25 protein-coding genes are annotated in these 24,162 nt (G+C 51.9%); 18 read left to right on the top strand and 7 right to left on the bottom strand.

Annotated elements, in window-relative coordinates:
• Position 1 precedes the first annotated feature (1 nt).
• The 3 genes from rnpA (at position 2) to yidC (ending at position 2,311) form a co-directional block, all read left to right on the top strand.
• Complete coding sequence (rnpA, locus tag EL309_RS07270; protein WP_004283945.1) at positions 2 to 340, top strand: ribonuclease P protein component; 339 nt, start codon at positions 2 to 4, stop codon at positions 338 to 340.
• A gap of 3 nt (positions 341 to 343) precedes the next feature.
• Positions 344 to 556 (top strand): membrane protein insertion efficiency factor YidD, encoded by a 213-nt coding sequence (gene yidD, locus EL309_RS07265; protein ID WP_036494874.1) that lies wholly within the window; start codon positions 344 to 346, stop codon positions 554 to 556.
• 114 nt (positions 557 to 670) lie between these two features.
• Complete coding sequence (yidC, locus tag EL309_RS07260; protein ID WP_004283947.1) at positions 671 to 2,311, top strand: membrane protein insertase YidC; 1,641 nt, start codon at positions 671 to 673, stop codon at positions 2,309 to 2,311.
• Positions 2,312 to 2,491: 180 nt separating this feature from the next.
• Here the strand turns inward: yidC and thiE are convergent, their stop codons facing one another.
• A complete protein-coding gene (thiE, locus tag EL309_RS07255; RefSeq protein WP_004283949.1) occupies positions 2,492 to 3,106 on the bottom strand; it encodes a thiamine phosphate synthase in 615 nt (204 codons plus the stop codon).
• A gap of 139 nt (positions 3,107 to 3,245) precedes the next feature.
• Between thiE and EL309_RS07250 the strand changes: the two genes are divergently transcribed.
• The 4 genes from EL309_RS07250 (at position 3,246) to EL309_RS07235 (ending at position 9,022) form a co-directional block, all read left to right on the top strand.
• On the top strand, positions 3,246 to 4,823 hold the full coding sequence (locus tag EL309_RS07250; RefSeq protein WP_036494872.1) for an inorganic phosphate transporter: 1,578 nt from the start codon (positions 3,246 to 3,248) through the stop codon (positions 4,821 to 4,823).
• A 250-nt stretch (positions 4,824 to 5,073) separates the two neighbouring features.
• A complete protein-coding gene (gene gyrB, locus EL309_RS07245; RefSeq protein WP_004283954.1) occupies positions 5,074 to 7,464 on the top strand; it encodes a DNA topoisomerase (ATP-hydrolyzing) subunit B in 2,391 nt (796 codons plus the stop codon).
• Positions 7,465 to 7,622: 158 nt separating this feature from the next.
• Entirely contained in the window at positions 7,623 to 8,486 is an 864-nt protein-coding gene (locus tag EL309_RS07240) for an ABC transporter six-transmembrane domain-containing protein (RefSeq protein WP_004283956.1), read from the top strand.
• Between the two features lie 56 nt (positions 8,487 to 8,542).
• On the top strand, positions 8,543 to 9,022 hold the full coding sequence (locus EL309_RS07235; RefSeq protein ID WP_081463196.1) for a YchJ family protein: 480 nt from the start codon (positions 8,543 to 8,545) through the stop codon (positions 9,020 to 9,022).
• Between the two features lie 96 nt (positions 9,023 to 9,118).
• Here the strand turns inward: EL309_RS07235 and EL309_RS07230 are convergent, their stop codons facing one another.
• The gene (locus EL309_RS07230) at positions 9,119 to 9,907 is read right to left on the bottom strand and encodes an inositol monophosphatase family protein (protein WP_004283959.1); all 789 of its coding nucleotides are present in this window, start codon (positions 9,905 to 9,907) and stop codon (positions 9,119 to 9,121) included.
• Between the two features lie 168 nt (positions 9,908 to 10,075).
• On the opposite strand from EL309_RS07230, the gene EL309_RS07225 reads away from it, so the two are divergent.
• Positions 10,076 to 10,801, top strand: coding sequence for a 16S rRNA (uracil(1498)-N(3))-methyltransferase (locus EL309_RS07225; RefSeq protein ID WP_004283961.1), 726 nt, complete (start codon positions 10,076 to 10,078; stop codon positions 10,799 to 10,801).
• A gap of 118 nt (positions 10,802 to 10,919) precedes the next feature.
• Here the strand turns inward: EL309_RS07225 and rsmI are convergent, their stop codons facing one another.
• Positions 10,920 to 11,795 (bottom strand): 16S rRNA (cytidine(1402)-2'-O)-methyltransferase, encoded by an 876-nt coding sequence (rsmI, locus tag EL309_RS07220; RefSeq protein ID WP_004283962.1) that lies wholly within the window; start codon positions 11,793 to 11,795, stop codon positions 10,920 to 10,922.
• Between the two features lie 77 nt (positions 11,796 to 11,872).
• On the opposite strand from rsmI, the gene EL309_RS07215 reads away from it, so the two are divergent.
• The 4 genes from EL309_RS07215 to EL309_RS07200 all read left to right on the top strand — a co-directional run bounded on the left by EL309_RS07215 (position 11,873) and on the right by EL309_RS07200 (position 14,180).
• Complete coding sequence (locus EL309_RS07215) at positions 11,873 to 12,220, top strand: YraN family protein (protein WP_004283964.1); 348 nt, start codon at positions 11,873 to 11,875, stop codon at positions 12,218 to 12,220.
• Between the two features lie 6 nt (positions 12,221 to 12,226).
• Entirely contained in the window at positions 12,227 to 12,820 is a 594-nt protein-coding gene (locus EL309_RS07210) for a phosphoheptose isomerase (RefSeq protein WP_004283966.1), read from the top strand.
• Between the two features lie 129 nt (positions 12,821 to 12,949).
• Positions 12,950 to 13,558 carry a BON domain-containing protein gene (locus EL309_RS07205; protein ID WP_193777288.1) on the top strand — a complete coding sequence of 203 codons (609 nt, stop codon included), beginning with the start codon at positions 12,950 to 12,952 and terminating at the stop codon, positions 13,556 to 13,558.
• 49 nt (positions 13,559 to 13,607) lie between these two features.
• Positions 13,608 to 14,180 (top strand): hypothetical protein, encoded by a 573-nt coding sequence (locus tag EL309_RS07200; RefSeq protein WP_004283969.1) that lies wholly within the window; start codon positions 13,608 to 13,610, stop codon positions 14,178 to 14,180.
• Between the two features lie 163 nt (positions 14,181 to 14,343).
• On the opposite strand, the gene bioB is transcribed toward EL309_RS07200, so the two are convergent.
• On the bottom strand, positions 14,344 to 15,351 hold the full coding sequence (bioB, locus tag EL309_RS07195; protein ID WP_040669821.1) for a biotin synthase BioB: 1,008 nt from the start codon (positions 15,349 to 15,351) through the stop codon (positions 14,344 to 14,346).
• Between the two features lie 382 nt (positions 15,352 to 15,733).
• Here bioB and EL309_RS07190 point away from each other — a divergent pair, with 382 nt between their 5' ends.
• The 5 genes from EL309_RS07190 (at position 15,734) to oppF (ending at position 21,627) form a co-directional block, all read left to right on the top strand.
• Positions 15,734 to 17,395, top strand: coding sequence for an ABC transporter substrate-binding protein (locus EL309_RS07190; RefSeq protein ID WP_004283973.1), 1,662 nt, complete (start codon positions 15,734 to 15,736; stop codon positions 17,393 to 17,395).
• 136 nt (positions 17,396 to 17,531) lie between these two features.
• A complete protein-coding gene (gene oppB / locus EL309_RS07185) occupies positions 17,532 to 18,452 on the top strand; it encodes an oligopeptide ABC transporter permease OppB (protein WP_004283974.1) in 921 nt (306 codons plus the stop codon).
• A 220-nt stretch (positions 18,453 to 18,672) separates the two neighbouring features.
• Entirely contained in the window at positions 18,673 to 19,590 is a 918-nt protein-coding gene (gene oppC, locus EL309_RS07180; RefSeq protein WP_004283975.1) for an oligopeptide ABC transporter permease OppC, read from the top strand.
• Between the two features lie 67 nt (positions 19,591 to 19,657).
• Positions 19,658 to 20,644 (top strand): oligopeptide ABC transporter ATP-binding protein OppD, encoded by a 987-nt coding sequence (oppD, locus tag EL309_RS07175; RefSeq protein ID WP_004283976.1) that lies wholly within the window; start codon positions 19,658 to 19,660, stop codon positions 20,642 to 20,644.
• Complete coding sequence (gene oppF / locus EL309_RS07170; RefSeq protein WP_004283978.1) at positions 20,641 to 21,627, top strand: murein tripeptide/oligopeptide ABC transporter ATP binding protein OppF; 987 nt, start codon at positions 20,641 to 20,643, stop codon at positions 21,625 to 21,627. Before oppD ends, oppF begins: the two co-directional genes overlap by 4 nt.
• A 178-nt stretch (positions 21,628 to 21,805) precedes the next feature.
• Here the strand turns inward: oppF and EL309_RS07160 are convergent, their stop codons facing one another.
• Positions 21,806 to 22,339 carry an alpha/beta hydrolase gene (locus tag EL309_RS07160; protein WP_004283982.1) on the bottom strand — a complete coding sequence of 178 codons (534 nt, stop codon included), beginning with the start codon at positions 22,337 to 22,339 and terminating at the stop codon, positions 21,806 to 21,808.
• A gap of 15 nt (positions 22,340 to 22,354) precedes the next feature.
• Positions 22,355 to 22,552 (bottom strand): DUF1737 domain-containing protein, encoded by a 198-nt coding sequence (locus EL309_RS07155; RefSeq protein ID WP_004283984.1) that lies wholly within the window; start codon positions 22,550 to 22,552, stop codon positions 22,355 to 22,357.
• A 136-nt stretch (positions 22,553 to 22,688) separates the two neighbouring features.
• Between EL309_RS07155 and EL309_RS07150 the strand changes: the two genes are divergently transcribed.
• Positions 22,689 to 23,132, top strand: coding sequence for a phosphatidate cytidylyltransferase (locus EL309_RS07150; protein ID WP_004283986.1), 444 nt, complete (start codon positions 22,689 to 22,691; stop codon positions 23,130 to 23,132).
• 147 nt (positions 23,133 to 23,279) lie between these two features.
• Here the strand turns inward: EL309_RS07150 and EL309_RS07145 are convergent, their stop codons facing one another.
• Entirely contained in the window at positions 23,280 to 24,056 is a 777-nt protein-coding gene (locus EL309_RS07145; RefSeq protein ID WP_004283988.1) for an exodeoxyribonuclease III, read from the bottom strand.
• Positions 24,057 to 24,162 lie beyond the last annotated feature (106 nt).

The following is a 24,162-nucleotide window of genomic DNA, read 5'->3' as shown; positions in this document are numbered from 1 at the left end:
GTTGGACAACGGTTTCAGCAAGCAGTACCGCTTATTAAAAACGGATGATTTTTCATCCGTTTTTGCATTGAAAAAGCGACGGAGCCGTTCTTTTCTACAGGTATTCAACAGCGGCGACAATCAACTGGGACATCCGAGATTGGGGTTGGTTGTCAGCAAAAAAACCGCCAAACGTGCCAATGCCAGAAACTACATGAAACGCGTGATTCGGGAATGGTTTCGAACCCGAAAGCACAAACTGCCCCATCAAGACTACATCGTCAGAGTTATCCGGCCTTTCGAGCCACACACTGCGGCCGAGGTCAGGGAACAACTGAAGCAATTGATGGAGAAACCTTAAATCATGTTGGCAAAAATCCTACTCGGCCTGATACGCCTTTACCAATATGCCATCAGCCCCATGCTCCCGCCCAGATGCAGATACACGCCAACCTGCTCGCAATATGCAGTAGAAGCCGTAAAAAAATACGGTGCATTGAAAGGCGGCTGGCTCGCAGCCAAACGCATTGGACGCTGCCATCCTTTCGGCGGCAGCGGACACGACCCGGTACCCTGACCGCAACCTGTACTTTAAAGAATTCCTGCCGCTTTCATTCGGTTTGTATATAATGCCGTCTGAAATCAAGCATTTTCAGCTTTTAATTAAACACCATCCATTAGGAAACCTTATATGGACTTAAAACGCTTAACGGCTTTTTTCGCCGTTGCACTGGTGATTTTGTTAGGTTGGGAGCAACTTTTCCCGACACCTAAGCCGACACCGGCGCAACAAGCTGCACAGACCGCAACTGCGGCAGCACCCGCACAAGCCTCATCCCCCCTGGAAACAGCCGTACCGGTTACCGTGATTACCGATACGGTAAAAGCCGTTATTGACGAAAAAAGCGGTGATTTACGTCAATTGACCTTGCTGAAATACAGCTCGTCCGACGATGAAAGTAAAAACTTCGTTTTGTTTAACGACAACAAAGATTACACCTACATCGCCCAATCTGAGTTATTGAACGCCAACGGTATTAACATATTGAAAAATATTTCGTTTTCCGCACCGCAAAAACAATACACCTTAAATGGCGATCAAGTCGAAGTACGTCTCAGCGCACAAACCGATAACGGCTTGAATATCGACAAAGTTTATACGTTTACCAAAAACAGCTACGTTGTAAACGTACGCTTCGATATTACCAACCAAAGCGGCCAACCCGTTCAATTAAGCGGCTTATACCGGATTTTACGCGATCAAAGCAAGCCGGACGGCGAAGGCTACTTCACCCATACTTATTCCGGTCCTGTGGTTTACACACCTCAAGGCGAGTTTGAAAAAGTACCTTTCGGCGATCTGGACGATGACTTTGAATCCGGACGCGATCAAGCCGAATATGTACGTAAAACCGACAGCGGCTGGTTAGGCATGATCCAACACCATTTTATGGCTACTTGGATTTTACAGCCCAAAGACGGCAAAACCATCTGTGAAGCGGGCGCTTGCCAAATCGATCTGAAACGTCGCGAAGACAAACTTTATTCTGCCGATGTGCGTGTTCCGCTACCCGCCATTCAGAGCGAAGGCAAACTATCTTTCCCCGTTACCCTATATGCCGGCCCGCAAACAACCGACATCATCAGCAATGTGGCAGACAATCTGCAATTGGCTAAAGACTACGGCAAAGTACATATTTTTGCTTCACCGCTTTTCTGGCTGCTAAACAAATTGCACGACTTGGTAGGCAACTGGGGCTGGGCCATTGTTTTGCTGACCATCATTGTTAAAGCCGTTTTCTATCCGCTGACCAACGCCTCTTACCGCTCTATGGCCAAGATGCGTGCCGTTGCTCCGCGCCTGCAGGCTTTGAAGGAAAAATACGGCGATGACCGCATGGCAATGCAGCAAGCCATGATGCAGCTTTACCGTGATGAAAAAATCAATCCTTTGGGCGGCTGCCTGCCTATGCTGCTGCAAATTCCGGTATTCATCGGTTTGTATTGGGCGATTTTCTCATCCGTAGAATTGCGCCAAGCCCCATGGATCGGCTGGATTACCGACTTAAGCCGTACCGACCCTTGGTTTATCCTGCCCATCATCATGGCTGCCACCATGTTTATCCAAACGGCTTTGAACCCTCCGCCAACCGATCCTATGCAGGCCAAAATGATGAAGATTATGCCGGTGATTTTCTCGGTAATGTTCTTCTTCTTCCCTGCTGGTTTGGTACTGTACTGGGTGGTCAACAATATTCTGACAATTGCCCAACAATGGCACATCAACCGCAGTATTGAAAAACAACGCGCTGCAGGTGAAGTGGTTTCCTAAAAGCCAGCCCGTAACATAAAGAAGGCCGTCTGAAAATTCAGACGGCCTTTTGTTTATATTTTAATCAGAGTAAACCAACTCACTTTAAATAACGAACTTTTGAAAACAGAATGGCAACATAAGATTGGTTAAAAGCGAAACTACATCAACATAAACCGCTTATTAACCATCTTGATTTTCCTAATCAAATAAGCTCTGAAAAGCCTTCACTACAGCTTCCGGGTTTTCTGCTTCAGTTACCGCCCTGACTACTGCCAATGACGACACACCGGTGGCCAATACCGCTTCGGCATTCGTCAAATCGATACCGCCTATTGCCACCACGGGCGTTTCACCCGCCTGCTCGACATACCGGCGCAGATTCTCCAAGCCTTGCGGCTCAGTCGGCATTTTCTTGGTTGTGGTCGGAAACACCGCACCGCTGGCCACATAACTCGGACGGACAGACAACGCCCTATCCAACTCTGCCACAGAATGCGTACTGATGCCCAGTCTCAATCCCGCATCGGCAATAGCCTGCAAATCCGCACTGTCCATATCTTCCTGCCCCAAATGCACACCGTATGCACCGGCACGGATGGCCTCCTGCCAATAATCATTAATAAACAACTGTGTTGCCGTGCCCTGACACAAAGCCACACTCCGTTCGATTTCCCGATACAAATCCTCACCCGTCAAATCTTTATTGCGCAACTGGACGGTGTCTGCACCGGCCTTAACCATACGTCCGACCCATTCTGCAGTCGGAACTACGGCATAAAAACGAAGCCGGGCGGCTAACGGTTGGAAAAACATATCTTTAATTTCCTTTCAGACGGCCTATTACATTCATAATAATGCTAAAATAATCGTGTACCAGCTGTAATACTGCTGTCATCATTGTTATATAAAATGCTGGACTGTTAGCTGTACTGGACAATTATAAGGAAAAAACATGACTCAGGCTCAAACGAGTGTAAGCATGAAAAGAATCAATCTGATCTTTGCATCACTACTGATTATTGCTGTGGGATATTTTATTTTCTGGGGAATCGGATACACAAATAACAACCACACCATACTCTTTCTGCTGGCTACTCTGTTCGGCGTTTTTATGGCCTTCAATATCGGCGGTAACGACGTTGCCAACTCTTTCGGCACCAGCGTTGGCGCAGGTACGCTGACTGTTCCACAGGCTCTAGTTATCGCTGCGATTTTTGAAGTCAGCGGTGCCGTTATCGCCGGCGGCGAAGTAACCAACACCATCCGCAAAGGCGTGATTGACTTAAAGGTCATGAATCTTGAGCCGATGCAGTTTGTTTATATCATGATGTCCGCCCTGCTTGCCGCTGCCTTATGGCTGCTGTTTGCAACCAAACGCGGCCTTCCCGTTTCCACTACCCATGCCATTATCGGGGGTATTGTCGGCAGCGCATTGTGCCTGGGCTTCTTAACCAACGGTTCCGATGCTTTCGGCCTGGTTCAATGGGACAACATGGCGCAAATTGCCATTTCTTGGGTTTTATCCCCCGTATTGGGCGGTTTGGTTTCTTATATTTTGTTTGCACAAATCAAAAAACACGTTCTCGATTACAACACCAAAGCCGAACAAACTTTAAAATCCATCAAGCAAGAAAAGAAATCCTATAAAGAACAGCACAAGCTGTTTTTCGAAGGCTTGAGTGAAGTAGAAAAAGTCGAATGCGCCTCCCAAATGGCACGTGATGCTCAAATTTACGGCGAGCCCGACTTAGATCCGAACGAACTGGAATCGGTATACTACAAAGGCCTCTACAAAATCGACAGCCGGAAACACAATTTAGACGTATACAAAGCCCTACATTCTTGGGTACCGATTATCGCCTCTATCGGCGGCATGATGATCGCATCCATGCTGATCTTCAAAGGCCTGAAAAACCTGCAGCTGGGCATGAGCAATATGGGCAGTTTCCTGACCATTTTCATGGTAGGCGCAGCAATTTGGATGGCAACATTCATCTACGGCAAAACCCTGAAACGTAAAGATCTCAGCAAATCAACCTTCCTGATGTTCAGTTGGATGCAGGTATTTACCGCAGCCGGTTTTGCTTTCAGCCACGGCGCAAACGACATTGCGAACGCCATCGGCCCGTTTGCCGCCATTATGGACGTATTGCGTACCGGCGATGTAGGTGCACAAGCTCCGGTTCCGCCGATTGCCATGCTCACATTCGGTATCGCCTTGATTGTCGGCCTATGGTTTATCGGTAAAGAAGTTATCCAAACCGTCGGCACCAGTTTGGCAGAAATGCATCCCGCTTCCGGTTTTACCGCAGAATTGGCTGCAGCAGCCGTTGTAATGATGGCTTCGCTGATGGGTCTGCCCGTTTCCAGTACCCATATTTTGGTAGGCGCGGTATTGGGCATCGGCTTGGTTAACCGCAACGCCAATTGGGCGATGATGAAGCCCATCGGTTTGGCTTGGGTGATTACCCTTCCTGCCGCCGCCATCCTATCGGTTATCTGCTTCCTGATTTTAAGAAACGTATTCTGATTCTAGAAATCACCACCGGAAAGGCCGTCTGAAATTTCAGACGGCCTTTTTTAATCCGAACAACCTTTCCGAATGTTCGGACAAGCTCAAACAGCACTGACAACAAGCTGAAAAAAGACGCAGATTCAGGTATAATCGGCAAGTTAAAACTTTGTATTCCGATAACTTTCCGAATACACGGGGCCGTCTGAAAATACAGGTTGCCACTTTGAACATATCCGAAGCATTCAAACCGATAAGAAAAGGCATTATGACTGAACAACAACACGAAGAATACGGTGCAGACAGTATCCAAGTTTTAGAAGGTCTGGAAGCAGTACGCAAACGTCCCGGCATGTATATCGGCGACACCCAAGACGGTTCGGGACTGCACCATATGGTGTTTGAAGTATTGGATAACGCAATCGACGAAGCCCTGGCAGGCCACTGCAACAAAATTACCGTAACCATTCATTCGGACAATTCAGTCAGCGTGCAAGACAACGGTCGCGGCATGCCCACAGGCATCCACCCGACCGAAGGCCGTTCCGCCGCCGAAGTGATCATGACCGTACTGCACGCAGGCGGCAAATTCAACAACAACAGCTATAAAATTTCAGGCGGCCTGCACGGCGTAGGCGTGTCCGTAGTAAATGCCCTTTCCGACTGGGTGGCGTTGACCATCTACCGCGACGGCAAAGAACACTTCGTCAAATTCGTCAACGGCGCCGCCGCAGAACCGCTTAAAGAAGTCGGTCCTTCCGACAAAAAAGGCACGACCGTGCGTTTTATGGCCAGCGCAGAAACATTCGGCAATGTCGAATTCAGCTTCGATATTCTGGCCAAACGCATACGCGAACTCTCTTTCCTGAATAACGGTGTCGACATCGAATTATTCGACCAACGCGACGGCAAACACGAAAACTTCGCCCTATCCGGCGGCGTGTCCGGCTTCGTACAATACATGAACCGCAAAAAAACTCCTCTGCATGAAAAAATCTTCTACGCTTCCGGAGAAAAAGACGGCATGAGCGTGGAAGTGGCAATGCAGTGGAACGACAGCTACCAAGAATCCGTTCAGTGTTTCACCAACAACATTCCCCAGCGCGACGGCGGCACACACTTAACCGCTCTGCGCCAAGTGATGACCCGCACGATTAACAGCTATATCGAGTCCAACGAAATCGCCAAAAAAGCCAAAGTCGACACCAGCGGCGACGATATGCGCGAAGGTTTGACTTGCGTATTGTCCGTCAAACTGCCCGACCCGAAATTCTCTTCTCAAACCAAAGACAAACTGGTTTCCAGCGAAATCGGCCCCGTGGTCAATGAAGTGATCAACCAAGCCTTAACCGAGTTTCTGGAAGAAAACCCCAACGAGGCCAAAACCATTTGCGGCAAAATCGTCGATGCCGCCCGCGCCCGTGAAGCTGCCCGCAAAGCCCGTGAAATCACACGCCGCAAAGGCGTGATGGACGGCTTGGGCTTGCCCGGCAAGCTGGCGGATTGTCAGGAAAAAGACCCGGCCTTATCCGAGCTGTATCTGGTCGAGGGTGATTCTGCCGGCGGTTCTGCCAAACAAGGCCGCGACCGCAAATTCCAAGCCATCCTACCGTTGAAAGGTAAAATCCTCAACGTAGAAAAAGCCCGCTTTGAAAAAATGTTGGCCAGCCAAGAAGTGGCGACATTGATTACTGCTTTGGGTGCGGGTATCGGCAAAGAAGAATTCAATCCCGAAAAACTGCGCTACCACCGCATCATCATCATGACCGATGCCGACGTGGACGGAGCGCACATCCGCACTTTGCTGCTGACTTTCTTCTACCGCCAAATGCCCGAATTGGTGGAGCGCGGCTACATCTATATCGCCCAGCCGCCGTTATACAAAGCCAAACACGGCAAACAGGAACGCTATCTGAAAGACGAATTTGAAAAAGACCAATTCCTGCTGGGCTTGGCTTTAGATAAAGCTAAAATTATTTCAGACGGCCATATTTTAGAAGGCGAAGCATTGGCGCAAACAGCCAAACAATTTTTGTTGTCTAAAACCGTTATCGAACAGGAAAGCCGCGTTATCGACAGCTTGGTATTAAACGCCTTACTGCATAGTGACAACATCGAATTAGACAGCCCTGAAAATACGGATAAAGCCATCGCGGTACTGCAATCCCTGCTCGACAACAAAGAAGTGTCGTTGGAACGCACCGAAAATGCCGAAGGCCAGCATTTCATCAAAATTACCCGTAAACTGCACGGCAACATGATGGTCAGCTATATCGACAGCAAATTCATCAACAGCAAAGCCTACCAAACCATCAACCAGACCGCAGCCATGCTCAAAGGTCTGATCGGCAGCGATGCCAAGCTAATCAAAGGCGAAACCGAGCAGCCCGTTCACAGTTTTGAAGAAGCTTTGAATATTTTGATGACCGGCGCACAGAAAGGCATGTCTATCCAACGCTATAAGGGTTTGGGCGAGATGAACCCCGAGCAATTGTGGGAGACCACGATGGATCCGAGCGTTCGCCGTTTGCTGAAAGTGCGTATCGAAGATGCCATTGCCGCCGACGAAGTCTTCGTTACCCTCATGGGCGACGAAGTGGAACCGCGCCGCGCCTTTATCGAAAACAACGCACTGATTGCCCAAAATATCGACGCCTGATATACGCAAGGCCGTCTGAAAAATAACGGCTTCAACCGAAAAAGAACCGAAGTCCATGCCGACCCGGTTCTTTTTATTATCCTTACACTAAAGATATAAATTTTCAGACGGCCTCGATGCATCAGGCTGTATTTATTAAGAAGTAAAACCGAAACATCATGTGGAATACTTTAAAAAATATCGGCACCGCACACCGCAAAAAGCTGTTGCTCACGTTCAGTATCGTGGCTTTGGAAAATCTGCTGTTTCTGATTTACCCCGTGTTCGGCGGTTTTGCCGTCAACGCGGTCATGCAGGGCAAGGTCTGGCAGGCGCTGACTTACGCGCTTTTGGTGTTGTTGATGTGGCTGGTGGGAGCGGCACGGCGCAGCGCAGATACGCGTGTATTTGCCCGCATTTACAGCGAAATCGCCGTACCTGTGATTGTGAAGCAGCGCATACAGGGGCAGACGCCGTCTGAAATCGCGGCGCGTGTAGCGTTGTCGAGGGAATTTGTCGATTTTTTTGAAATGCATCTGCCTACGGCGATCACGTCGCTGGTGTCGGTATTTGGCGCGGCTTTCATGCTTTTGATACTGGAATTTTGGGCCGGCGTGTTGAGTCTGTTGGTTTTGGCGGTATTTTTGATATTGCTGCCGGGCTTTTCCCGCGTGAGTGAAAAGCTGTATTTCAAACTCAACAACCGCTTGGAGCGTGATGTGGACATGATTCAATCCGCTCCCGAAGCCACGCTGCATAAGCATTTCGGCTTGGTTGCCCGCCTACGCATTTTGATTTCCAACCGCGAAGCAGCGGGCTATCTGTGCGTCGGCATAGCAATGGCCTTGTTGTTCGGCTTTACTTTTGTGTGGATAACCTTAAACGGCTACGGCAGCGCAGGGCATATCTATTCGCTCACCACTTATTTATGGATGTTTGCCATGAGTTTGGACGATGTGCCGAGGCTGGTAGAAAGTTATTCCAATCTGAAAGACATTGCCCGTCGCGTGGAAGTGGAAAGCGGAACGGAACATGAATCTTAATATGCAAGCCACTCAAACCCTAACAACCTTTTCCTATCCAACCTGATGCTTCCCCAATGAGTATGACCGAAAACCAACCATGCCCCTGCGGTTCCAATTTACCCTACAAGCAATGCTGCCAACTTCTGCACTCCGGCCGACATCATGCAAACAACGCCGAAGCCTTGATGCGATCACGATACAGCGCCTATGTGCTGCATGAAATCGGCTACCTAATTGCCACCACCGTACCCGACCAACAAACCCTGTTGGATACCGATGCAATCTCACATTGGAGCAGACATAACGATTGGCTGGCGCTGAGGGTTCTGACTCATATCCCCAATATCGGCAAACAGCACGCACAAGTCGAATTTGAAGCCCATTTTGCAGACGAACACGGCAAGCATATCCATCATGAATGCTCTGCTTTTGTACGCATTGACGGCAAATGGTATTTTATCGACCCAACCGTGCCGCTGCCTACGATGAAACAGCCCTGCATTTGCGGCTCCGGCAAGAAATTCAAACAATGCTGCGGGCAATTCTTCAAATAAGCGGCAAAGAAAGCCATAAAAAAGTCGGAGTTTCACTATTCTGAAAGTCCGACTTTTTCACACAAACGTTTTCCTGCTGCGCCGACAACCGCCCAATTATTGATTTTCCCGTATCCAATTCAGCCAGCGTTCGAATAATTCGGGCTGTAAAGCCGCGACCACCGAGCGTTTAAACACATGTTCGCCGCTCCAAAACTCATCGCCCTCCAAAGTGGCCAATTTGCCGCCGGCTTCTTCAAAAATCAATGCACCGGCCGCGTAGTCCCATAATTTTTGGCCGCCATGCACATAAACATCATATCTTCCGGCCGCCAAATAACACCAGTCCAAAGTACTGCAACCCAAGCTGCGCAAGCTGCCGAACGGTGCCAATGTATTGATACGGCTGGATAATTTTCCCGAACGCAGATATTTGATTTCCACACCCGCTATCGCCTCGTGCAACTGCTTGGGCGCCTTGCGCAACGGCAAAGTGCGGCCGTTCATAAACGCACCGCGCCCGCGCTCGGCATAAAAACATTCGTTGCTGACCGGATTGAAAATCACGCCGAGCCGGGTTTTTCCGCTTTCCACATAAGCCACCGACAAAGAAAAATGCGGCAAACCGTTAACAAAATTATTCGTGCCGTCAATCGGATCCACCACCCACAAACCGCGACGGCTGTGTTGCCAAAGCTCCTGCTGCCTTTGCGGCTTCATCTCTTCACCCAACATCGGGCAGTCGATTAATCCCGGCAACTTCTCGGCAAAAGCGACCTGCGAAGCCAAATCGGCTTCGGTAAACAGCGACCCGTCAGATTTTCGGCTAATCTCGACATCCAAAAAGCGCGGCATCACTTCGGCCTGCGCCACTTCGCGCACGATTTCCTGCAATCGGTCTAACACATTTTTTCCTTATTCCTTAAAACCTGAAAACTGACTTTCTTCGCCTATGCGGCAAATAAACTGGCTTTGAATGCCGATTATCAGCCGCAGCCGCGCCATAGCAGAAACAAAGTTTATTTGCGATAATCGTCAATATTAACCATTTTCCCAGCAAACACCAACTGAATTATGCCCCGTTTTTACGTTCCATCCGACCTGAGCAACGGCACCGCACTGGCTTTGCCCGACAATGTTGTCAGACATCTCAATGTATTGCGTATCAAACCCGGAGAAGAAATCGTTTTGTTTAACGGCAACGGCAACAGCTATTCCGCCCGCCTGAACCGCTTGGAAAAACGCGCCGCCGAAGCTGAAATCACCGGCGAATCGCCAGCAAACAACGAATCTCCGTTAAACATCACGCTGATCCAGTCCATATCCAGCGGCGAGCGTATGGACTTTACTTTACAGAAAAGCGTGGAACTCGGCGTCAGCCGTATCCAACCGGTATTGAGCGAGCGTTGCGTGGTACGTCTCGGTGGAGAACGCGCCGACAAACGGGTTGCCCGCTGGCAGGAAATCGTCATCTCCGCCTGCGAGCAAAGCGGCAGAAATACCGTACCCGAAGTTTTACCCATCCTTCATTTTCAGACGGCTTTAAAACAGCTCAAACCAACCAGCCTGAAACTGCTGATGAGTCTGAACCAAGCCCGAAGCTTGAAAGACGTGGCAGACAAACCGTCGGACATCACGTTTATGGTCGGCCCTGAAGGCGGTTGGACACCCGAAGAAGAACAGCAGGCTTTTGATGCCGGTTTTCAAGCGGTGACACTCGGCAAACGGATCTTGCGCACCGAAACCGCTTCTTTAGCCGCCATTGCCGCAATGCAGACTTTATGGGGCGATTTTGTATAACGGGTTTAACGCCTGCTCTATATATCCATAAACCCGATTTAAACCGAAACAGCAATAAAAACAGATACCCAATAAGCCGGGAGGCCGTCTGAAAATTCAGACGGCCTCCCGTTTCTATTTATTGCTTTTTCCATTCCAAAGCCAAATCGTATAAGGCTTTTTTGTTTTCTCCGGTAATTTTCGCCGCCAAATCCGCCGCCTGCTTGGTCGGCAACTCGGCTGACAATACCTTCATCACCTGCTCCGCCTTCTCGGAAAGCCCGACATTTTTTTCCACTTTGGCCGGATGCAAAACCAATACCATCTCGCCCCGACTCTGGTTGCTGTCCGCCCCGACCCTCTCCCGCACTTCCGCCACCGTACCGCTTAAAAACGTTTCAAAAGTTTTGGTTATTTCTCTGGCCAACACCAGCTTTCGTTCAGGATACATTTCGGCCATATCGGCTAAAGCCACTTCGATGCGATGCGGCGTTTCAAACATGACCACCGGATACGCCGCTTTTTCCCATTCCGCCAACAGCTTGCGGCGCTCACCCGGCTTCGAAGGCAAAAAGCCGTTAAAGTAAAATTCCGGCTCCGCCACTCCGGCCACACTCAACGCCCCCATCACCGCACTCGCTCCGACCACCGGCACCACGGTATAACCGGCCTCACGCACCCTTGCCGCCAACTTCGCACCCGGATCGCACACCGCCGGCGTACCCGCATCAGACACTTGCGCCACCACCATACCTTCGGCCAATGCGGCAATCACTTTGTCCGCCATCTGCTGCTCGTTGTGTTCGCGCACGCTGACCAGCTTGGCCTGCATGCCGTATGCGCTCAACAACTGCGCCGTTACACGCGTATCTTCCGCACACACCATATCGGCTCGGCCCAATACCGCCAACGCGCGCAGGGTAATATCGGCCAAATTGCCGATGGGCGTGGCAACCACGTATAATGTTTGCGCTGAGATACCCTCGCAGGCTTTCTGATAATGTTTCTGCATCATAATGATAGGCCGTCTGAAAAATAAACAATGCGGTATTATAAAGCAAAACCCCTTCCCCCAACCTACGGCACCCCTCCATGCGACTAAACCATAAAGAAGGCGCAGCCGCCGAAGACGCGGCACTGCAATACCTGAAAAAGCAAGGCTGCACCCTGATCGCACGCAATTGGCATTGTCCGTTCGGAGAAATCGACCTGATTGTCAAAAACGGCCACACAATCGTGTTTGTTGAAGTAAAATACCGCAAAAGCAGCCATTTCGGCGGCGCGGCCCACAGCATTACCCCGTCCAAACTCGACAAACTGCAGCGGAGCGCAGAACTTTATCTGCAGCAAAACCGTCTCAACCGTGCGCCCTGCCGCTTGGATGCCGTCTTGATTCAGGGAAACCAAACTCCCGAGTGGATTAAAAACATCACAGGCTAACCCAACATGACAACATTACAAGAACGCGTTGCCGCCCACTTTGCCCAAAGCATCGAAGCGAAACAGCAGGCGGCAGAACTATTAAGCGAACCTACGGCCCAAGCAGCAGAACTCATGCTCAGCTGCCTAATGAACGACGGCAAAATCCTGGCATGCGGCAACGGCGGCTCGGCAGCCGACGCCCAACACTTTGCCGCCGAAATGACCGGCCGCTTCGAGCGCGAACGCATGGAACTGGCAGCCATCGCGCTGACCACCGACTCCTCCGCACTGACCGCCATCGGCAACGACTACGGCTTCGACCACGTGTTCAGCAAACAGGTACGCGCACTAGGCCGCAGCGGCGACATCCTGATCGGCATTTCCACTTCGGGCAACTCGGCCAACATCATCGAAGCGATTAAAGCCGCCCATGAAAGAGATATGCAGGTTATCGCCCTTACCGGCCGCGACGGCGGAAAAATCGCAGCCATGCTGAAAGACACCGATATCCTGCTCAACGTGCCGCACCCGCGCACCGCACGCATTCAGGAAATCCATATCCTGCTGATCCACGCCCTGTGCGACAGCATTGATTCCATGCTTTTGGAAGGCATGTAATCCGCTTATCCGCCAACCGCCGCACCAATCGGAAAACGGCTGCCTGAGCCGCCCCGTGCGGATACAATATTTTCTGCCCGATTTTCAGACGGCCTCAGTCTGAAAACCTAGATAATAAGGATGTTTTTAATGAACATGAAACAACACACATTCAAGCTGTTAACCGCTCTGGCCTTAGCAGGCATATTAAGCGGCTGCGTCGGCGCACTGGTCGGCGGTGCCGCATTGGGCGGTGCATCCGCCATCGACCGCCGCACCATCGGCTCGCAAACCGACGACAACGTTATGGAAGTGCGGATTAAAAATACCGCGTTGGATTATCTGAACAACCACGCTTCCACCCAATACGAACCGAAACTCTCCGTTGTCAGCTACAACCGCCATATTCTGCTGTTGGGTCAGGTATCAACCGAAGACGAACGCCGCTTTGTCGAACAAGTAGCCCGTTCCGAACAATCCGCGCAAGAAGTCTACAACTACATTTCCGTTGCACCGCAAAACCGCACCTTTGGCAATGTATTGGCCGACACTTGGGGCACGTCCAAAGTCCGCACCACCCTGCTGGGCGTTCAAGGCGTTATTCCCAGCCGCGTTAAAATCGTTACCTATGAAGGCGTTACCTATGTAATGGGTATCCTTACCCCTGCCGAACAAGCCGCCGTTACCGAAAAAGTCAGCACCACCGCCGGCGTGCAGAAAGTCGTAACCCTCTACCAAAACTATAATCCGCAACAATAACCAGAAGGCCGTCTGAAAATTTCAGACGGCCTCTTATGGAGCATTTACCATGACCGAATCTCCAAAAAAACATTCAGGCTTCCGATTGCAGCCCAAACACCTGTTGTTGGCAGCCTTTATTTTCGTTATCGTCGCAGTCGGCGCCCTACTTGCCGGCGTATTGACGACCATGAACACACCCCAAACTGTCGGCGCGCCCGCCCCCAAAACCGATACCGGCGTAGAAATTCTGTCTCCGCGCGGCGTCAGTCCGGCGGATACGGCAACGGCCGCCACAAGCTCTGCACCCGTTTTACCGGCATCCGAACCCACATTCAAAGAAACCGCACCGATACCGGCAAAACCGCAAACACGTCCGAGCGTTGCGGAAGATAAAACAGAAAACACCGCTGTCACAGAAACCAAACCGAATGCGGAAACCCCTGTCCTGCCGACCAACGTCAAACCGGCTCCTGCCGTTGCCGCCAAGCCTGTTCAGGAAATCCAGACGGCAACCGTCGCCGCGCCCGAACCGAAGCCCGAGCCGAAACCCGAACCTGTTTACACACCGGCTCCGAAGCCTGCTCCCAAACCCGCCCCCAAACCGGCTGAGCCGAAAAACGTTATGGATAATCTGTTTTAATAACCGAGCCGATTGACCTTATCGTTTACACTCGGCAGACAGAAACAGATTGCAACATTCAAACCGTCAAATGATTCGGGATTGACATAAAATAAATAAGAGGCCGTCTGAAATTTTCAGACGGCCTCTTTGTATATGAAGCAAACGGTATGAGTACAACAGATTAAGCACCGGCCTGATGCTGCAACGGATACAGATCCAGTTTTTCCATCAACACGCGGTCGCCGTCTTCTTCGGGGTTTTCGGTGGTGAGCAGTTTGTCGCCGTAGAAAATCGAGTTCGCCCCAGCCATAAAACACATGGCCTGCATGGCTTCGGGCATGTCGCTGCGGCCGGCCGACAGGCGAACGTAGCTTTTCGGCATGGTGATGCGGGCGACGGCGATGGTGCGCACGAATTCCGTCCAGTCCAAATCTTCGGCATCGGCCAGCGGCGTGCCTTCCACTTTGACCAACTGGTTAATCGGCACGCTTTCGGGCTGCGGGTCGAGGTTGGCGAGGCTGGCGATTAAGCCTGCGCGTTCGGGGCGGGTTTCGTTCATGCCTACGATGCCGCCGCAGCACACTTTCAAACCTGCGCCGCGCACTTTGCCCAGCGTGTCCATGCGGTCTTCGTGCTGGCGGGTGTGGATGATGTCGTTGTAGCGGTCGGGGTCGGTGTCGAGGTTGTGGTTGTAGTAGTCGAGACCGGCGTTTTTCAAATCTTCGGCCATGCCGTCTTCAAGCATGCCGAAAGTGCCGCAGGTTTCCAAACCCAAGCCTTTGACGGCTTTGATGATTTCCGACACGGTTTCTACGTCTTTCGGTTTGGGGCCGCGCCACGCCGCGCCCATGCAGAAACGGCTGGCGCCGCGCGATTTGGCGATTTTGGCTTTTTCGAGGATTTCTTCCACATCCATCATTTTGGCTTTTTCGAGGCCGGTATTGTAGTGCGCCGATTGCGGGCAGTATTCGCAATCTTCGGGGCAGCCGCCGGTTTTGATGGAAAGCAGGGTGGAAAGCTGAATTTCGCGCGGATTGAAGTGTTCGCGGTGGATGGCGGCGGCTTTGTAAACCAAATCCAAAAACGGCATTTCAAACAGTTCTTCAACTTGGCATTTACGCCAGTATTGAGCGGTAGCATGGGGCTTGCGCTCGGTTTGGCGGCGCAAGGCTACGGGGGATACGGTCATATCGTGTCTTTCTTTATCGGGTTTCGCAGCGGCGCAATGACGCTGACGTGCAAAACTGCAAGCACAATGTTTGCAGCAGCGGTTTGCCTGTTGATGCCGTCTGAAACGGCTTAAATATTTTCAGACGGCATCGGCAGTGCGGGCAGTTTAACGGGAATATTCTGCCGCTTCAACAGCTTCTATCGGGAAGATGATGATGCGGGCAGGCGGGTTGCACCGTTTGTAAAAAGCGGTTTTGCGGCGGGCGCATTCGTGTAAAGAAGCCGTATTGTTAACAATGTTAACGTAAAATTTTTCTTGACAGCTTTACTTAAATTAAAAAAAATAGACCCGATTGAAAAGTTTTATTGATTAAAACCAATTGAATTAAAAGGAGAACAATATGAAAGAACACACCTTTTTTCAGCAAAAAGCCCTGCTGTTGGCCGTAGCCACCGCTTTCGGATTGGCGGCTTGCGGCGGAGGAAACAGCGCGGAGAATAACCAAAATACGGCGCCCGTTTCCACCGAGGCGGCTGAAAAACAAGAAATCGTCATCAACAACGGTGCCGAGCCCGAATCGCTCGATCCGCACAAAGTATCGGGCGTACCCGAATCGGGTATTCTGCGCCAAATTTTAGTCGGCCTCACTTCTACCGATAACGACGGCAACACCGTTCCGGGCATGGCGGAAAAATGGGAAAGTGCCGATAACAAAGTATGGAAATTTACCCTGCGTGATGCCAAATGGAGCAACGGCGACCCTGTTACCGCCGAAGATTTCGCATATAGCTTCCGCCGCGTTACCGACCCGGCCACCGCGTCGCCTTATGCCAGCTATCTGGCTGATGCCAAAGTTCTGAATGCCGCCAAAATCATCGAAGGCAAAGCCAAGCCCGACAGCTTGGGCGTGAAAGCTGTGGATGCGAAAACGCTGGAAATCACGCTGGAAGAGCCGGTGCCTTACTTCCCCGACATGTTGATCCACACTTCCGTGAAGCCCGTGCATAAAGCCACGGTGGAAAAATTCGGCGACAAATGGACTTCTCCCGCCAATATCGTGGTAAACGGCCCCTACACCGTGAAAACGTGGGACGTAAACAGCCAAATCGTGTTGGAGCGCAACCCGAATTATTTCGACGATGCCAACACCACCATCACCAAAGCCACCCTGCTGCCGATTTCTTCGCCGCCTACCGATATGAGCCGCTTCAAAGCGGGCGAAGTGGACGTAACGTATAACGACATTCCGACCGAACAATTCAAATCGTTGCAGCAAGAGATGGGCGGTCAGATGAAAGTTGCCCCCTATCTGTGCAGCTATTACTACGAGTTCAACCACACCAAGCCGCCGTTTAACGATGTGAAAGTGCGCAAGGCGCTGCAACTCACTTTAGACCGCGAAACCATGGTAGATAAAGTGATCGGGCGCGGAGAAACGGCCGCCTACCAATTCACGCCGCCTGCCGCCCAAGGCATGAAGGAATTTGTGCCGGAATGGAAATCGTGGGATAAGGCCAAACGCATCGAAGAAGCGAAAAAACTGCTGGCCGAAGCCGGTTACAGCGAGTCTAAGCCTTTGAATTTCGAGCTGCTCTACAACACCAATGAAAACCACAAGAAAAATGCCGTGGCCGCTGCCGCCTTGTGGAAAGAGGCATTGGGTTTTGTGAATGTGAATCTGGTGAACCAAGAGTGGAAAACCTATCTCGATACCCGCCGCAACCAAAAACACCAAATGGCGCGCGGCGGCTGGTGTGCCGACTACAACGAAGCTTCAACTTTCCTGAACACGTTTAAGTCTGACAACAGCAGCAACTACGGCAAATATCAAAGTGCCGAATTCGACAATCTGATACTGAAAACGCTCAGCGGCGATGTAACGCCCGAGCAACGCGGCGAGCTGTACAGCCAAGCCGAAGCCGTGATGGATAAAGATGCGGCAACCATTTTCGTTTTCCACTATGTAAATGCCCGTTTGGTGAAGCCTTATGTTGACGGCTATTCAACCAAAGACCCGATGGACAACTGGCAAATCAAAAACTGGAAAATCCTGAAACACTAAAACCCAAAAAGGCCGTCTGAAAACAAGTTTGTTTGTTTTCAGACGGCCTTTGCCTGAAAAGCACGTTTATCTACAACAACCACAGGCCGTCTGAAACGGCCGGGCCGAAAGTACAAACCACCGTTAGAGTTCGCTTATGTTGAAATTCATCATCAGGCGCGTGTTGGAAGCCATACCCACGCTGCTGGTTCTGATTACCGTATCGTTTTTCATGATGCGTTTGGCTCCGGGCAGCCCGTTTACCGGCGAGCGCAACCTGCCGCCCGCGGTGCTGGCAAACATCGAAGCCAAATACCATCTCAACGACCCCATCTGGCTGCAATATCTCAATTATCTGAAACAACTGGCGCACGGCGATTTCGGGCCGTCGTTCAAATACAAAGACTACACGGTTAACGAGCTGCTCTCGCAAGCCTTTCCCGTGTCGCTCGAAATCGGCCTGTACGCCTTTATTATCGCGCTGGTTGTCGGCGTGCTGCTCGGCGTGCTGGCGGCCTTGAAGCAAAATTCATGGCTCGACTACCTCACCATGGGCGTGGCCATGACGGGCGTGGTGATTCCCAGCTTTGTGAAAGCACCGCTGCTGGTGCTGATTTTCGCCATCTGGCTCAAATGGTTGCCCGCCGGCGGCTGGAACGACGGAGCCGTGAGCAATCTGGTGCTGCCGGTGGCGGCGTTGGCGATTGCCTATATTTCGAGCATTGCACGGATTATGCGCGGCTCGATGATCGAAGTGATGAACAGTCCGTTTATCCGCACCGCCCGCGCCAAAGGGCTGCCTACCCGCTATATCGTATGGAAACACGCCTTACGCCCCGCCATGCTGCCGGTGATTTCTTATCTCGGCCCTGCGTTTGTGGGCATCATCACCGGCTCGATTGTGATTGAAACCATTTTCGGCCTGCCCGGTATCGGCCAGCTTTTTGTGAACGGTGCGCTGAACCGCGATTACGGCATGGTGTTGAGCCTGACCATTCTCGTGGGCGTGCTCACGATTGTGTTCAACGCCGTGGTCGATATTCTGTATGCGGTGATTGATCCGAAAATCCGTTATTGATTCGAGAGGCCGTCTGAAAACCGTTAGCCCAAGCGGTTGATAAACAGCACATTCGTCATACTCGGGCTTGACCCGAGTATCTCCAAGCTCACAGAACCCTAAGATACTCGGGTCAAGCCCGAGTATGACGATACAGTTATAGGATATTCAGTTTAACGATTGCCGCTTTTCAGGCGGCCTCATCTTGTAGATAAAACAAAAAACCATAAGGCACACAACCATGATGGTAAGTAAAAAACAGGCAGCCGCATTAGCCGCCGCCTTGGAAGACCAAAACCTGCCCGATGTAAAAGGCCGCAGCCTGTGGCAGGACGCATGGCGGCGTTTCCGCCATAACCGCGCTGCGCTGGCAAGCGGGCTGGTGTTGCTGCTGATCTGCCTGTTCGTATTGATTGCGCCGCTTGTTGCGCCTTACGACTATGCCCACACCGACTGGGGCGCGATGCAGATGCCGCCCGAATGGGCCAACAAACACTATTTCGGCACCGACTCGCTCGGCCGCGACCTGTTTACCCGCGTGGCCGTGGGCGGACGCATTTCGTTGATGGTAGGCGTGGCCGGTGCGCTGGTGGCCGTCATTATCGGCGTGGTGTACGGCGCGGTGTCGGGCTTTTTCGGCGGCAAAACCGATATGCTGATGATGCGTTTCTTAGAGATTCTGAACGCGTTTCCGTTTATGTTTTTCGTGATTCTGCTGGTTACGTTTTTCGGCCGCAATCTGGCGTTTATCTTCGTGGCCATCGGCATGGTGTCGTGGCTCGACGTGGCGCGGATCGTGCGCGGCCAAACCTTGAGCCTGAAACGTAAAGAATTTATCGAAGCCGCCCATGTGTGCGGCGTATCCAACCGCCACATCGTGTTCCGCCACATCGTGCCCAACGTGCTGGGCGTAGTGGTGGTTTACGCCTCGCTGCTGGTGCCGGGCATGATTCTGTTTGAATCGTTTTTAAGTTTCTTGGGCTTGGGCGTGCAAGAGCCGATGACAAGCTGGGGCGCAATGTTGCAAGACGGCGCGAACACCATGCAGATTGCGCCGTGGCAGCTGCTCGTGCCCGCCGTGTTTTTGGTGGTTACGCTGTTCTGCTTTAACTTCATCGGCGACGGCCTGCGCGACGCGTTAGACCCGAAAGACAGATAAATCCAAGAAAAATCAATATTTTCAGACGGCCTCTTGATGCTTGAGGCCGTCTGAAAAGGAAAAAACAATGAGCACACCCTTACTGCAAGTAAAAGACCTCGAAGTCCGCTTCAAAACCGAAGACGGCCTCGTTACCGCGGTCAACAAACTCAATTTCGATCTGCACGAAGGCGAAACGCTGGGCATCGTCGGCGAATCCGGCTCCGGCAAATCGCAAACTGCCTTCGCCATCATGGGCTTGCTGGCCAAAAACGGTCAAACTTCCGGCTCCGCCGTTTTCAACGGCCGCGAAATCCTTGGCTTGCCCGAGCGCGAGTTAAACAAAATCCGCGCCGAACAAATCGCCATGATTTTCCAAGACCCGATGACCTCGCTCAACCCCTATATGCGCGTGGGCGACCAGCTTACCGAAGTGCTGCGCCTGCACAAAGGCATGGGCAAAGCCGAAGCGTGGGCCGAATCCGTGCGTATGCTCGAAGCCGTGAAAATCCCCGAAGCCAAAAAGCGCATCGGCATGTATCCGCACGAATTTTCAGGCGGCATGCGCCAGCGCGTGATGATTGCCATGGCCTTGTTGTGCCGCCCCAAACTTTTGATTGCCGACGAACCCACCACCGCGCTCGACGTTACCGTGCAGGCGCAAATCATGGCGTTGCTCAATGATTTGAAACGCGATTTCGGCACCACCATCATCATGATTACCCACGATTTAGGCGTGGTTGCCGGCATTTGCGACCAAGTGTTGGTGATGTATGCCGGCCGCACCATGGAATACGGCAAAGTGGACGACATTTTCTACCGCCCCAGCCACCCCTACACCATCGGCCTGCTCGGTGCCGTGCCGCGCATGGACGAAACCGCCGACATCCTGTCCACCATTCCCGGCAACCCGCCCAACCTCACCAGCCTGCCGCCCGGTTGCCCCTTCCAAAACCGCTGCCTGCACGTCGAAGACATCTGTCGCCGCGAAGCACCGGCATTGGAAATCCTGCACGACCACCGCAAACGCGCCTGCCACAGGCCGTCTGAATATTTACAGGGAGCACAGGCATGAGCGAAACCCTATTATCCGTACGCGATTTACACGTTACCTTCGACGTTAAAGCCGACAACGCTTGGTTTTGGCAAAAACCCGCCACCCTCAAAGCCGTCAACGGCGTATCGTTCGACCTTCAAGCCGGCGAAACCCTCGGTGTCGTCGGCGAATCCGGCTGCGGCAAATCCACCCTTGCCCGCGCCATCATCGGTCTCGTCAAAGCCAAAAGCGGCAACATCATCTGGCAAGGCGAAGACTTAACCGCCCTTTCCCCCGCCGCCATGCGCCTGAAACGCCGTGAAATCCAAATGATTTTCCAAGACCCGCTGGCCTCGCTCAACCCGCGCATGACCGTGGGCGACATCATCGCCGAGCCGCTGAAAACCTTTTACCCCAAGCTCAAAAAAGCCGAAATCGAAAAGCAGGTCAAAGACATGATGGCCAAAGTCGGCCTGCTGCCCAACCTCATCAACCGCTACCCGCACGAATTTTCAGGCGGCCAATGCCAGCGCATCGGCATCGCCCGCGCCCTGATTCTGAAACCCAAGCTGATTATTTGCGACGAACCCGTTTCCGCGCTCGACGTTTCCATTCAGGCACAAGTCGTCAACCTGTTGAAAGAAGTGCAGAAAGAAATGGGGCTGACCCTGATTTTCATCGCCCACGATTTATCGGTAGTCAAACACATTTCCGACCGCGTGCTGGTGATGTATCTGGGCAATGCCATCGAACTCGGCACCGATCACGAAGTGTACGGCAACCCCGCCCACCCCTACACCCGCGCCTTAATGTCTGCCGCACCGCTGCCCGACCCGGAAGCCGAGCGCAGCAAAACCATCCAACTTCTGCCCGGCGACCTGCCCAGCCCCATCAACCCGCCCAGCGGCTGCGTATTCCGTACCCGCTGCCCACAGGCCGACAACGGCTGCGCCGAAACCAAACCCGTGCTGCAAGGCTCCGCCGCACATCAAGTCGCGTGTATGAAAACGACGGCACATTAAGCACTGCGGTAAGCAGCATAAAGGGCGGAATCTTCTCCGCCCTTTCTTTCGAACCTCAAAAACCAAGCAAACCGAACGCTACCGGCCATTCCGCAAGGCTTTGTCCATACAAACACAGGCCGTCTGAAAATTTCAGACGGCCTGTGTTGCTCTTGTCCATTTAAAACTGCACGCTCCATCAATCCAGCAGCATTTCCTGCAACAACTTCATCCCCCACTGCCAACCGTGCAACGGCACATTCAGACGGCCTTCATGTGGCGACACCAGCAAGCGCGCGCCCCAAAGCCGCGCCATTTCCCGCGCCCACGCTTGCGGACAATCGTCATCTTGCTCCCCGATCACCAACGCCGTTTTACAATGGCAGCGCACCCGTTGCAAAGTATGGCACTCGTCATCGGGAAACGCGTTTTGCAGCGGCGACACCAGCATCATATTGCGGATACGCTTCTGCATATTCACATCGGCCAAATACAGCCACGCCAGCCAGCCCGACACACCTGCGCCGTGAGCAACCACCGCGACATTCCGCCCACAGATACCACTCCATGCCGTCTGAACAATATCCTGCCATTGCCGGATACTTTGACGGCGCGATATTTCCACCATCCGCACGGTCGGATAGCTGACCGCCCAGCGGTCTATCCACATGGCAGGTTCGTCCGCATCGCGTATCAAGAATAGGGTTAAGTCTTCTAAATCGCCCGGTTTCATGGTTTCAGACAGGCATCAGTATTCATGCAGAGGTTTGTCGGGGTCGTAAACACCTTCCACATCTTTTACTACGGCCTGCCCCACCTGCACGCCGTCGGGCGTGTGGGTCATGGTCGGGCTGCCGTATAAATCCCAGCCGTGCTGCAAGGCTTCGGTTACGCGGCGGCAAAACACAGCATCGTCCGGGCCGGTAAGCATACGGTAAACTTTCATATCGTTCCTCCTCTAAATCAGAATTCAGACAGGCATTATAACGAATGCCTGTCTGAAAAAGTTTGTATTAAATCGAATAATCGTGTTCTACTATGACGGCACATTTCCGAAACCATCACAACTCATACTGACAAACATGAAACTCACTCTACTGGCCGCATTATTATCGCTGTCTTTATCACTGGCAAACGCAGCAAAATCCGAACACCATCAAACCTCCGAAGCAGATGATTTCCATGATATTTTCTCCGTTTTGGCTTCCGAAGAAAACGGCCGGGTCATTCTGGCTCCCTGCTCTTCACCCGCTTCCGACTGGGTTGCGGTGTTCAAACAATCGGAAGACGAAGCAAAAGTCCGCGCTTTGATAAAAAAGCTGCCGCCCCGCTCCCCGCACCATTCCCGCGCGAATTTCTGGCTGAGGGTGGCCGCGGATTCTCCGGAAATCAAAGAAAGCAGCCGCAATTTCCCATCCGACCGCTTCGTTGTGTACCGCATTGACAATATTGTTGAAAATGACAGCTGCTTCCTTATGGATTATCTTGATGCGGTCTCTAAAAATGCGCAGCCGCGCAAACCTTGAGCTTGATATGGTTAATCAACTTAAAAACAGTACGCTCGTCATACCTGGATAAGCCCGTATATGACGGTATCGTTATTTATTATGTAAGTGGATTGATTGTAAGCCAATAAAAACAGGCAGGATTGCCCATGCCTGTCTGAAAACGCATCAGATCGAATAATCGTATTCCACCACCAGCGGCGCATGGTCGGAAAATTTTTCATCTTTATACACATGCGCCTGCACCGCTTTGGCTGCCAGATCGGGCGTGACCATGTGGTAGTCGATACGCCACCCCACATCCTTCGCATACGCCTGCCCGCGGTTGCTCCACCAAGTGTAGCCGGGCACTTCGGGATACAGTTTGCGCCACATATCCACCCAGCCCAAGTCGGCAATCACTTTGCCTATCCATGCGCGTTCTTCCGGCAGAAAGCCCGAATTTTTCTGATTGCCTTTCCAGTTTTTCAAGTCGATGTTTTGATGGGCGATGTTCCAGTCGCCGCACACCACGATATCGCGGCCTTCCGCTTTCATCTCGGCCAACATGGGGTAAAACGCATCCAGAAAGCGGTATTTCAATTCCTGCCGCTCCGGTGCGCTGGTGCCGCTGGGCAGATAAAGCGAAATCACGCTCAATTTGCCGAAATCGGCACGCACAAAACGGCCTTCGCTGTCGAACTCTTCAATGCCCATGCCGATTTGCACATTGTCGGGGCGTTGCTTGCTGTATATCGCCACGCCGCTGTAACCGCGTTTTTCGGCGCAATGCCATACGCCATACATACCGTGCGGATTTTTCATATCGTCCGACAAATCCGGCTCTTGCGCTTTCAATTCCTGCACGCAAACGATGTCGGCGCCCGACGCGGCGATGTATTCGTGGAAGCCTTTTTTATAAGCGGAACGGATGCCGTTCACATTGGCGGAGATGATTTTCAACATAATGTTTCAACGTAATCAAGAAAAGCAGCATTGTACCCGAAATGTGTTTCAGACGGCCTGTTACCGCATACCGCCTTCAGCTATAATCCGCTTTGTTTTCATCTAT

The organism is Neisseria weaveri (assembly GCF_900638685.1).
In the GTDB taxonomy this organism is placed as follows: Bacteria; Pseudomonadota; Gammaproteobacteria; order Burkholderiales; family Neisseriaceae; genus Neisseria; species Neisseria weaveri.
The sequence above is the reverse complement of the archived record's forward strand: the minus strand, read 5'-3'. Positions and strand labels throughout refer to the sequence as shown.